Raw genomic sequence first — 11,626 nt, 5'->3', positions numbered from 1 at the left:
ACGTGCCCGCCGGGCTGAGGGAAGCCCGGCACGTGGCCGACGCCGTCGCCGAGAGCCCCGCCGGACTCGACCTGCCGGTCGTGGTGCGGCTGCGGGACGTCCATCTGCGCGGGCTGGTCCGGCTGCTGAGGGACGACCCGCACGTCCAGTCGTTCGCCGAGCGGGAGCTGGACGGGCTGCTGTGCGGGGCGGACGCGGAGTCGGAGCTGCTTCCGGTGCTGCGGACGTATCTTGCCACCGGCCGCAACAAGTCGCGCACCGCGCAGCTCCACCATGTCTCGCGACCCGCGCTGTACCGGCGGCTGGAGGCGATAGAGACGCGGCTCCGGGTCGATCTCGACGACTTCGAGCAGGCGGCCTCCGTGCACATCGCCCTCCTCGCGCACGACGCGCAACAGGGCTGAGACTCCCGACGCGCAACAGCTCCGAAACACAGGAAGACCTGGGAAAACGGTGGTGAAACATGGGCCTTGGCAAGGGTGACACCGTGGAACGCCACACGCCCTCAGACGTGACACGCTGCAACTCAAAGCCGTTCGCCGGTCTTCCTAAGCTCGCCGCACACCGAGCGACCGGAGGTCCCGATGAGCAGAGTGATCCGCGCCGCCGTCTTCCAGACCGCATGGACGGGCGACAAGGAATCGATGATCCAGGTCCACGAGCAGGCGGCCCGCGACGCGGCCGCACAGGGTGCTCAGGTCCTGTGCTTCCAGGAGCTGTTCTACGGGCCGTATTTCTGCCAGGTCCAGGACAAGGCGTTCTACGAGTACGCCGAACAGATCCCCGAGGGCCCGATCGTCCAGCGCTTCCAGGCGCTCGCCAGGGAACTGGGCATCGTCCTCGTGCTGCCGATGTACGAGGAGGAGCAGCCCGGCGTCCTCTACAACACCGCGGCGGTGATCGACGCCGACGGCTCGTACCTCGGCAAGTACCGCAAGCACCACATCCCGCAGGTCGAGGGCTTCTGGGAGAAGTTCTACTTCCGTCCCGGCAACGCCGGTTGGCCGGTCTTCGACACGGCGGTCGGCAAGATCGGCGTCTACATCTGCTACGACCGGCACTTCCCGGAGGGCTGGCGCGCGCTGGGTCTCGCCGGGGCCGAGATCGTCTTCAACCCGTCCGCCACCTCGCGCGGACTGTCCGCCTACCTCTGGCAGTTGGAGCAGCCGGCCGCGGCCGTCGCCAACGAGTACTTCGTGGGCGCCATCAACCGCGTGGGCGTGGAGGAGCTGGGCTCCAACGACTTCTACGGCACCTCGTACTTCGTGGACCCGGAGGCCCAGTTCGTCGGGGAGGTGGCGAGCGACAAGGAGACCGAACTCGTCGTCCGCGACCTGGACATGGCCAAGCTCCGCGCGGTACGCGACCGCTGGCAGTTCTACCGCGACCGCCGCCCCGAGGCGTACGAGCCGCTGACGGCTCCCTGAGCGGGGATCACGTCGGAGGCCCCCTGCGCCCCTGTCTCCTAGGGGCGCGGGGAACCGCGCGACCAGCCACGACGCACCCGCACGTACCCAACGGCCGCATTCCACCGGGGTGCCCACGACAGGAGAGGAAACCATGAGCAGCCGTACAGTCATCCGCGGTGGCCTAGTGATCACCGCGTCGGACGAACTCCACGCGGACGTCCTGGTAGAGGACGGCCGCATCGCCGCCCTCGCCGCGAGCGGCACCCCCGCCGCCGAGGCCTGGACGGCCGAGCGGACCATCGACGCCACCGGGAAGTACGTGATCCCGGGCGGTGTCGACGCCCACACCCACATGGAGCTGCCGTTCGGCGGCACCTTCGCCTCCGACTCCTTCGAGACCGGCACCCGGGCCGCGGCCTGGGGCGGCACGACCACGATCGTCGACTTCGCGGTGCAGAGCGTCGGCCACTCGCTGCGCGAGGGCCTCGACGCCTGGAACGCCAAGGCCGACGGCAAGTGCGCCATCGACTACGCCTTCCACATGATCGTCTCCGACGTGAACCAGGACACGCTCAAGGAGATGGACCTGCTGGTCGAGGAGGGCGTCACCTCCTTCAAGCAGTTCATGGCCTATCCCGGCGTCTTCTACAGCGACGACGGCCAGATCCTGCGCGCCATGCAGCGCTCCGCCGAGAACGGCGGCCTGATCATGATGCACGCGGAGAACGGCATCGCGATCGACGTGCTGGTGGAGCAGGCGCTGGCGAGGGGCGAGACCGACCCCCGGTACCACGGCGAGGTCCGCAAGGCCCTCCTCGAAGCCGAGGCCACCCACCGTGCCATCAAGCTCGCCCAGGTGGCCGGGGCCCCGCTGTACGTCGTGCATGTCTCGGCGCAGCAGGCGGTCGCCGAGCTGACACGGGCGCGTGACGAGGGCCTGAACGTCTTCGGCGAGACCTGCCCGCAGTACCTGTTCCTGTCGACCGACAACCTCGCGGAGCCCGACTTCGAGGGCGCCAAGTACGTGTGCTCGACGCCGCTGCGGCCCAAGGAGCACCAGGCCGCCCTGTGGCGGGGCCTGCGGACCAACGACCTCCAGGTCGTCTCCACCGACCACTGCCCCTTCTGCTTCGTCGGCCAGAAGGAGCTGGGCCGCGGCGACTTCTCGAAGATCCCCAACGGGCTCCCGGGCGTCGAGAACCGCATGGACCTGCTCCACCAGGCCGTCGTCGACGGACACATCTCGCGCCGCCGCTGGATCGAGATCGCCTGCGCCACCCCGGCCCGGATGTTCGGCCTGTACCCGAAGAAGGGCACGATCGCGCCGGGCGCCGACGCGGACGTCGTCATCTACGACCCGCACGCCGAGCAGATCATGTCCGCCGAGACGCACCACATGAACGTCGACTACTCGGCGTACGAGGGCAAGCGCACCACCGGCCGCGTCGAGACGGTCCTCTCGCGGGGCGAACTCGTCATCACCGAGCGGGAGTTCACCGGGCGCGCCGGGCACGGCGTCTACACCCCCCGCTCCACCTGTCAGTACCTTCTCTGAGCGACTAGGAGTGGCGCCATGGACTTCGGACTCGTCCTGCAGACAGACCCACCTGCCTCCCGCGTCATCAGCCTGATGAAGCGGGCCGAGCGCAACGGCTTCACGTACGGCTGGACGTTCGACTCCGCCGTGCTCTGGCAGGAGCCGTTCGTGATCTACAGCCAGATCCTCTCCAACACCACGAAGCTGAAGGTCGGCCCGATGGTGACGAACCCGGGCACCCGCACCTGGGAGGTCACCGCCTCGACCTTCGCCACGCTCAACGACATGTTCGGCAACCGCACGGTCTGCGGTATCGGGCGCGGCGACTCGGCGATGCGTGTGGCCGGCCGCAAGCCCAACACGCTCGCCCGGATCAGCGAGGCCATGAAGGTCATCCGGGCGCTGGGCCGCGGCGACGAGGCGGACCTCGGCGGCACGGTCATCAAGTTCCCGTGGATCAAGCCGGGTGCCGAACTCCCCGTCTGGATGGCCGCGTACGGCCCCAAGGCGCTGAAGATGACCGGTGAGGAGGCCGACGGCTTCATCCTCCAGCTCGCCGACCTCTACCTGACCGAGTACATGGTCAAGGCCGTGAAGACCGCGGCCGCCGAGGCCGGACGCGACCCCGACGAGGTCAAGATCTGTGTCGCCGCGCCCGCCTATGTCACCGAGGACGACTCGCCCGAGGCGCTCGCCCACGCGCGTGAGCAGTGCCGCTGGTTCGGCGGGATGGTCGGCAACCACGTCGCCGACCTCGTCTCCAAGTACGGCGAGCACTCCGCCGCCGTACCCGACGAACTCACCGACTACATCAAGTCCCGTGAGGGCTACGACTACTCGCACCATGGACGCAGCGGCAACCCCGACACCCAGTTCGTGCCCGACGAGATCGTCGACCGGTTCTGTCTGATCGGGACGGCCGAGAAGCACATCGAGAAGCTGAACGCGCTGCGCGAGCTGGGCGTCGACCAGTTCGCCCTGTACGACATGCATGACGCTCAAGAGGCGGTCATCGAGGCGTATGGATCAACGGTCATTCCCGCCGTCAACAGTTGAGGGCGGCCCCGGCCGTTGATGACCTGTCCCAGTGGTTGATGGTCGACCCATCCATCAACCATTGACGGCATTCGCTCCACCCTGCTCCACCCACTCAAGTCGTCCCCTTCCCACCTCCCCGGGAAGGGGGCCGTACCACCGCTCCACCACCCCCACGGCGCCACCCGCACGGCCTTTCCCGTCCCGCCTCATCGATTGGCCTGCCCATGACCGACACCGTCCCCACGGGGCCGCCGATATCCCAGTCCGCCGACACCGACGGCCGGATCGAACTCAGCCCCGGGGCCTTCCCCGCCGACAGTCCCTTCGCCAACGAGGACCTCCGTCCCGTCCCCGTATCCGAGCGCAAGTGGACGACGTACAACTTCGCGGCGCTGTGGATATCCATGGCCCACTGCATCCCCAGCTGGACCCTGGCCTCCGGCCTGGTCGCCCTCGGCATGGACTGGAAGCAGGCCGTCTTCACCATCGCCCTGGCCAACATCATCGTGCTGCTGCCGATGCTGGCCACCGGTCACGCGGGACCCAAGTACGGTATCCCGTTCCCCGTGCTCGCACGCGCCTCGTTCGGGCTTCGCGGTGCCAACATCCCGGCGCTGATCCGGGCCGCCGTGGCCTGTGGCTGGTTCGGCATCCAGACCTGGATCGGCGGCAGCGGCATCTTCGCCCTGGGCTCCAAGCTCACCGGCGGTGAGTGGGAGAACGCGGGCAAGATCGCGGGCAACCCATGGCCGCTGTGGCTCTGTTTCATCCTGTTCTGGGCCCTGCAGATCGCGATCATCTACCGCGGTATGGACTTCCTGCGGCACTTCGAGAACTGGGCCGCACCCGTCGTGATCGTCGGCGCGTTCGCGTTGCTCATCTGGATCGCGGTCAAGGCCGGCGGCTTCGGCGCGCTGCTCGACCAGCCCTCGAAGCTCGGCTGGGGCGCGGACTTCTGGCCGGTCTTCTTCCCGTCCCTGATGGGCATGATCGGCTTCTGGGCGACCCTGTCCCTCAACATCCCCGACTTCACCCGCTTCGGCGCCAGCCAGAAGGCGCAGACCTGGGGGCAGTCCCTCGGCCTGCCCACCACGATGACGCTCTTCGCGATCCTCGCCGTGCTGGTCACCTCCGGCTCCGAGGCCGTCTACGGAGAGGCGATCTGGGACCCGGTGGCCCTCGCGGCCAAGACCGACAACGCCTTCGGTCTGCTCTTCGCGCTCTTCATCGTGTTGATCGCCACGATCTCCGTCAACATCGCGGCGAACGTGGTCTCTCCGGCGTACGACCTGTCAAACCTGGCCCCGAAGTTCATCAACTTCCGTACGGGCGCGCTGATCACGGGTGTCATCGGCATCCTGATCTTCCCGTGGAAGCTCATCTCCACGCCCGAGTTCTACATCTTCACCTGGCTCGGTGTGGTCGGCGGTCTGCTCGGCACGGTCGCGGGCATCCTGATCGCCGACTACTGGATCATCCGCCGTACGGTCCTGCACCTCGCCGACCTGTACACGCCCGGCGGACGCTACTGGTACACGAACGGCTGGAACTGGCGGGCGGTGCTGGCCTTCGTGGTCGGCGGCGTTCTGGCGGTCGGCGGCTCGTACTCGAACGTCGACGCCAAGGGCGCCAAGCTCGGCCCGTTCCCGACGGACGGACTCATCCCGTTCCTCAAGCCGCTCGCGGACTACGGCTGGGCGATCGGCCTCGCCTCGTCGCTCGTCCTGTACGTCGCGTTGATGGCGCCGTTCGCACGAGCGGAGAGCGCGGAGCGGGAGGGGCGCACGGTGAAGGCCGACCAGGTCGTCTGACGACGGCGGGCCGCGTTGGGAGCCTCTCTTACTGAGCGGCCTCCAGCGCGGCCATCGCCTCCTTGGCGGCCTTGATGGCGCCCTTGTTGATCTCGTCCGTACTCGGCGCCTTCTTCGACTCGAAGTCACTGCCGTTGTACGTGATGACCACCATGGCGTTGGACGCCTGGACGAACACCTGGCCCTCGCGCGTCTGCTGCTTGTCCTCGGTGGTGAGGTTCACCACCGAGTAGGCCGCGTCCCCGAGACCGGGAACGACCCCTCCGCCGCTCTTCTCCGTCGTGCGCTGCTTGTAGGCGGCCTGGGCGGCCTGGTCCGATTTCTTGATTTCGTACGAAATGTCGAGCCAGCGGTAGTCGAAACCCTTGAGCGCGTTCCACGAACAGGTGCGGCGCAGCGATTCGTCGGTCGACGGGATCTCCTTGCCGGCCGTCTTGGCGTCCGGCACCAGCGAGGTCACCGTCTTCTTCGACACGCCGGTGCAGGGCGCGGGCGAGGTGCGGTACGTGCGGCTCGCCGCGGCGGTCGACGGCGCGGACGGTGACGACCCGCCGTCGGGGGCGGCCTTCTTCTCCGTGGCCGGGGTCGCGGCGAACGGCCCGGACGACAACGACCAGCCCGCCAGGGCGAGCACGACAACCGGCAGCAGACGCGCGGTCAGAGCGAGAGGAAGAGAACGCACGGCGCACATTTCGTGGGGGACGGTGCGGAGAGTCCGCACAGCGGACGGGACGCCAGTGTCACATGCCTGCCTGTGGGGCGGTAGTACAAACTCGCTCCGTGCCCGCGCGGTGACAGGGACTCACCCTTGACGGTCCATGACCCCGTGCGATACCGGGGCATCGAGGGGCAGAGCCCGCTCGATACGGTCCACGGCGGCGAACGCCCCATACGCGACGAGCTGGACCAGACAGCGGTCCGTGTACGGAGGCCGCTTCCAGGCCGCCACGTCCTCGTCGGTGATCCGGTACGGAGCCAGCGCGGCCAGTATCGCCAGCCGCGCCCCGGGCCTGGTCCTCCGGTCCGGCAGGGCGTCCCACACCAACGGCTGATGCGTACCGTCCCACGCCGCGACGACGTTGCGTACAAGGTCCTGGTCGGCCTCGGTCAGCAGGCCGGCGCCCTCCGAGGCTGCCGTCCGCAGTGCCGCGTAGGCCGGGGCGACCGTCGTGCCGGCCGCCCAGGACGGGCCGGGGCCCGGGTCGCCGTCGAGGAGGGCGAGGCTCGTGCCCGGGGTGAGACGCCGGCGCAGGGTCTTCGCCAGGGAACGACCGGCGAGGCTGCGGACCGGCCTGAACCGCTGGGTGTTGCCCGGCAGCAGGTTCTCCGTCAGCAGGGCCGAGACGATCCGGTTGATGAAGTGGAAGGACAGGGCGGTCCCCACGTACGCGGCGGTGTGCCGGGCGAAGAAGGGCGGCGGGGTGAGATCCGGGTGGCCGGGGACACGGGTCGCCTCGCCCCAGGCGACCATGCGCGCCTGCACATCCTTGTCCGGGGTCCCGCCGCGGGCCAGACGCTCCGCGAGGGCGTGGTTGCCGGTGGCGTGCAGAAGGACGGCGTGCGCGCCCACGCAGAACGGACACCTGTTGGCGCGGGACACCCCGAGCGCGGCCAGCTCCTTGCCGGTGCGACTGCCGTCGCCCGCGAGCAGCGACTCACGCATCAGGGCCCAGGTGGCGGCGAGGAGTTCGGGCGCGGACGACAGGACGACGAAGGTGACGGCGCCGTCGATGCCGAAGTCCTCGGAGAGCTGCCGGTAGACCTCGGCGGTCCGGCCGGTGGCGGACCTGGGCGGCGGAGGCTGGGTGTAGCGAAAGGGCGTGGTCACGAACGGGTAGCTGAAGGGTTTGGTCATACCGAGAACCCTCGCTCCCGGAGGTGCCCCCGGGCGTCGTACGGCCGGAGGCAGTTGGCGGTGATCCGACGCGACCGCGCCGGGCACCGGACTACTGCGCCGGGAGTAGTCGCGGGCCCGTCCACAGGGCTGACGACCCTGTCCGTACGGCGGTCTACCGTACGGACATGAACGAGGACCAGGCCACCCTCAAACGGCTCGCCGACGTGGTACTCGCCGTCGTGATCGGCGCGATCGTCGTGTCCGTGGCGGCCTTCGACAAGAACACCGCGCCGGTCGACTACGCGCTGATCGTGACCGGTTCGCTCGCGCTGGCCGCATACCGAAGGGCGCCCCGCGCGGTGCTCGCCGTCACCACGGCCGCGCTGGCCGGCTATGTGCTGCACGCCGAACCAGGGCTGGTGGCCGCCCTCCCGGTGATGGCCGCGGTCCACACGGCGGCACAGGCCGGGCACCGGAGCGCGGGCGCGGCCGCGGGCGGGGTGTTCCTCGGGGCGTGGCTCGCGACGGGAGTCACCTCCCAGGACACCGTCGAGCAGACCGCGTTGCTCGCGGGCTGGTTCCTGTGCGCCGTCGTGACCGGTCTCGCGGGCCGCAACTGGCAGGCGTATCTGCGCCAGACGGAACAGCGCGCGCTGGAGGCCGAACGCACCCGCGAGGAGGCGGCTCTGCGCCGCGCGGGCGAGGAACGCCTGCGCATCGCCCGCGAGTTGCACGACTCCCTCACGCACAGCATCTCGATCGTCAAGCTCCAGGCGGGAGTCGCCGTCCACCTCGCGCGCAAGCGCGGGGAGGAGATACCCCCGGCCCTGCTCGCCATCCAGGAGGCGAGCAGCGAGGCCATGCGCGAACTGCGCGCCACCCTTGAGGTGTTGCGCACCGACGAGCCGACCGGCACCCCGGCCCTGCTCGTGGAGCGAGCCCGGGCCGCCGGCCTCGCCGTCGACCTGACCGTGACCGGCCACGAGCGCCCCCTGACGGCGACCGTGGACCGCGCCACGTACCGCATCGTCCAGGAGGCACTGACGAACGCCGCCCGGCACGCCGGGCCCGCCAAGGTGGCCGTCCAACTGGAGTACGAAGAGCGCGAGTTGACGATACGCGTCGACGACGACGGCACCGCCGAACCGTCCCGGCCGAGCGCCGAGGGCATCGGGCTCACCGGCATGCGCGAACGCGTCACGGCCCTGGGCGGCACCCTGCACGCCGCCCCGCGCGCGGAGGGCGGCTTCTCGGTACGGGCCCGAGTGCCGCTGGATCTGCCGTGAGCGGCCTGATCAGGGACGCGCTGGTCGACGACCAGGCCCCTGATGCGCGCCGGGTTCCGGGCACTCCTGGACGCCGAGGAGGGCATCGAGGTGGTAGGCGAGGCCGCCGACGGGGAACAGGGCCTGGCGCTGGTGCGCGCGCAGGTCCCGGACATCGCCCTCGTCGACGTCCAGATGCCGGTGATGACGGGCATCGAGGCGACCCGCCGCATCGCGGCCGACCCGGACCTGTCCGGCGTACGCGTGGTGATGCTGACCAACTACGGCCTGGACGAGTACGTCTTCGAGGCGCTGCGGGCCGGTGCCAGCGGGTTCCTGCTCAAGGACACCGAGCCCGCCGACCTGCTCCAGGCCATCGAGGTCGTCGCGCGAGGCGAGGCCCTGCTGTCGCCGTCCGTCACGCGCACGCTGATCGGCGAGTTCGTGGCCCGGCCCCCGGACCGGGCCAGCGCACCCGGACTGGAGTGCCTCACCCGCCGCGAACGCGAGGTCACCGCGCTCGCCGCCCGCGGCCTCGCCAACGAGGAGATCGCCGCCCACATGGTCATCAGCCCTTTCACGGTCAAGACCCATGTCAGCCGCGCGATGACCAAGCTCGCCGCGCGGGACCGCGCCCAACTGGTCGTGTTCGCCTACGAGTCGGGGCTGGTCGCGGCCCGCGGGACGGCGGAGTGAGAGACGCGGACGGGGCGCGGGCGACACGAGTGCTGGCGGAGTGAGGGTGCCGGGGAGCGGAGCGACGGCTTCCGTCGGGGTCTCGTGTGATGATCGGCGCGTGATCGCGATACGCCCGAGACCGGTCCGTAGCGTCGCCCTCGCCTGCCTGCTGGTGCTGGGAGTGAGCGGCTGCGGGCTCTCCGCCGAGCTGGACCGGGAGAGAAACCCCGAACGCAGGCCCACGCCGACGCCGACCATAGAGGTACCGACCCGGGCGGCGAATCCGCCCCCGTCCGGGATCCCCACGCCGTCCGAACCTGCTCCGTCCGTACCCGTCCAGGAGGGGCGGGGCTGTCCGCCGTCCGGCCTGCGCTTCCGGGCCGACGAGGGTGACGCGGCCATGGGACTGCGCGCCATGGGCCTCGACGTCATCAACTGCGGTGACCGCCCGTACAAGTTGAAGGGCTACCCGTCCGTCACCGTCCTCGACGCCTCGGGCGACCCCTTCCCGGGCGTGCGGACCGTCGAGGGCACGGACAAGGTGTCCATGGCGCCGGAGGACCCCGGGCCCCGAGCGCTGACCCTCGACCCGGGCGAGAGCGCACACGCGGCCCTGTACTGGCGAATGCACAACCAGGACGGTGTCTACCTCCGCGTCGCCCCGGAGAAGGGGGACGACACCGTGACCGTGCAGCCTCCGTATCCGCTCGACATCGGCCCCGAGAACATCCTGGGGACAACGGCCTGGCAGCCCTCTGGGCAGCCCTCGCAGTAGCCCTCGGAGCAGGGGGCGCGGCGGGCTGCGTACGATCGCCGGACGCCCGCCCGCAGTCCGGACGTCCGCGCCGCAGTGAGGAGTTCCCCGTGTTCACGACCCGACCCACGCTCCAGGGCACCTTCGGGATGGTGTCCTCCACGCACTGGCTCGCCTCGCAGTCGGCGATGGCCGTGCTGGAGGACGGCGGCAACGCGTACGACGCCGCCGTCGCCGCCGGATTCGTGCTCCACGTGGTCGAGCCGCACCTCAACGGGCCCGCCGGCGAGGTGCCGATCATCCTCGCCCCGGCCGGCGGCGAGGTGCGGGTGCTGTGCGGACAGGGCGTGGCACCGGCCGGGGCCACGATCGCCCACTACAGGGGACTGGGTTTGGATCTCGTACCCGGTACCGGGCCCCTCGCGGCCGCGGTTCCCGGGGCCTTCGACGCGTGGATGCTGCTGCTGCGCGACCACGGCACGAAGTCCCTGGCGGACGTCCTGAAGTACGCCATCGGGTACGCGGAGGACGGGCACGCGCCCGTGGAGCGCGTCGGCGAGACCGTCGAGACGGTACGGGAGCTCTTCGAGACCGAGTGGACGTCCTCGGCCGACGTGTACCTGCCGGACGGGCGGCCCCCGCGGCCGGGCGAGCTGTTCCGGAACCCGGCGCTGGCCGGGACCTGGAAGCGGCTCATCGAGGAGGCCACGGAGGAGGCGGGGGCCCGCAGGGAGGCCGATGCCGGTCGGGAGCCCGGTGATCGCCAGGAGCCCGGGGTGCGGGGCGGCGGCGAGCGGATCGCCGAGATCGAGGCGGCGCGGCGGATCTGGCGCGAGGGCTTCATCGCCGAGGCCCTGGTACGGCAGGCGGCCCGGCCCACGATGGACACCAGCGGTGAACGGCATTCCGGCACGCTGACGGCGGCCGACCTGGCCGGCTGGTCCGCGTCCTACGAGGCGCCGGCCACGTACGACTGGCGGGGCTGGACGCTGTGCAAGGCCGGTCCGTGGAGCCAGGGCCCGGTGCTCCTCCAGCAGCTGGCCCTGCTGCCGCCGGAGCTGCCGCGGTACGGCTCCGCCGAATACGTGCACCTGCTGATAGAGGGCTGCAAGCTCGCGATGGCCGACCGGGAGGCCTGGTACGGGGACGCCGGCGAGGTCCCCCTGGAAGAGCTGCTGTCGGCTGAGTACAACACCGGGCGGCGGGCGCTGGTCGGGGAGAAGGCCTCCTACGAGCTGCGGCCGGGCAGCCCCGGCGGACGGGCCCCACGGCTCGGCGGGCACGCGCGCGTGGTGGC

Annotated in this window: 10 protein-coding genes and 1 pseudogene; 9 read left to right on the top strand and 2 right to left on the bottom strand. The window is 70.4% G+C overall.

Annotated elements, in window-relative coordinates:
* The 5 genes from O3Q52_RS37855 to O3Q52_RS37835 all read left to right on the top strand — a co-directional run.
* A partial coding sequence (locus O3Q52_RS37855) for a CdaR family transcriptional regulator (protein ID WP_269653129.1) occupies window positions 1–404 on the top strand: 404 nt, incomplete at its 5' end.
* Window positions 405–584: 180 nt separating this feature from the next.
* Window positions 585–1,427 (top strand): nitrilase-related carbon-nitrogen hydrolase, encoded by an 843-nt coding sequence (locus O3Q52_RS37850; RefSeq protein WP_200395030.1) that lies wholly within the window; start codon window positions 585–587, stop codon window positions 1,425–1,427.
* Window positions 1,428–1,560: 133 nt separating this feature from the next.
* Entirely contained in the window at window positions 1,561–2,964 is a 1,404-nt protein-coding gene (gene hydA / locus O3Q52_RS37845; RefSeq protein ID WP_269653128.1) for a dihydropyrimidinase, read from the top strand.
* Between the two features lie 18 nt (window positions 2,965–2,982).
* The gene (locus O3Q52_RS37840; RefSeq protein ID WP_269653127.1) at window positions 2,983–4,002 is read left to right on the top strand and encodes a TIGR03842 family LLM class F420-dependent oxidoreductase; all 1,020 of its coding nucleotides are present in this window, start codon (window positions 2,983–2,985) and stop codon (window positions 4,000–4,002) included.
* A gap of 206 nt (window positions 4,003–4,208) precedes the next feature.
* Window positions 4,209–5,795, top strand: a complete 1,587-nt coding sequence (locus O3Q52_RS37835) for an NCS1 family nucleobase:cation symporter-1 (RefSeq protein WP_269653126.1) — start codon at window positions 4,209–4,211, stop codon at window positions 5,793–5,795.
* Window positions 5,796–5,823: 28 nt separating this feature from the next.
* Here the strand turns inward: O3Q52_RS37835 and O3Q52_RS37830 are convergent, their stop codons facing one another.
* Entirely contained in the window at window positions 5,824–6,486 is a 663-nt protein-coding gene (locus tag O3Q52_RS37830) for a hypothetical protein (RefSeq protein ID WP_269653125.1), read from the bottom strand.
* Between the two features lie 111 nt (window positions 6,487–6,597).
* A complete protein-coding gene (locus tag O3Q52_RS37825; protein ID WP_269653130.1) occupies window positions 6,598–7,623 on the bottom strand; it encodes a carboxymuconolactone decarboxylase family protein in 1,026 nt (341 codons plus the stop codon).
* A 194-nt stretch (window positions 7,624–7,817) separates the two neighbouring features.
* On the opposite strand from O3Q52_RS37825, the gene O3Q52_RS37820 reads away from it, so the two are divergent.
* The 4 genes and pseudogenes from O3Q52_RS37820 to O3Q52_RS37805 form a co-directional block, all read left to right on the top strand.
* Window positions 7,818–8,918: a sensor histidine kinase gene (locus O3Q52_RS37820; RefSeq protein ID WP_269653124.1), complete on the top strand. Its 1,101-nt coding sequence runs from the start codon at window positions 7,818–7,820 to the stop codon at window positions 8,916–8,918.
* 5 nt (window positions 8,919–8,923) lie between these two features.
* Window positions 8,924–9,593 (top strand): annotated as a pseudogene (locus O3Q52_RS37815) (response regulator).
* Window positions 9,594–9,693: 100 nt separating this feature from the next.
* On the top strand, window positions 9,694–10,350 hold the full coding sequence (locus O3Q52_RS37810) for a DUF4232 domain-containing protein (RefSeq protein WP_269653123.1): 657 nt from the start codon (window positions 9,694–9,696) through the stop codon (window positions 10,348–10,350).
* A gap of 89 nt (window positions 10,351–10,439) precedes the next feature.
* Window positions 10,440–11,626: gamma-glutamyltransferase (locus O3Q52_RS37805; protein ID WP_269653122.1), on the top strand; the 1,187-nt coding region annotated here is incomplete at its 3' end.

The sequence above is a fragment of the Streptomyces sp. ActVer genome (assembly GCF_027270795.1).
Lineage (GTDB): Bacteria > Actinomycetota > Actinomycetes > Streptomycetales > Streptomycetaceae > Streptomyces > Streptomyces umbrinus_A.
The sequence above is the reverse complement of the archived record's forward strand: the minus strand, read 5'-3'. Positions and strand labels throughout refer to the sequence as shown.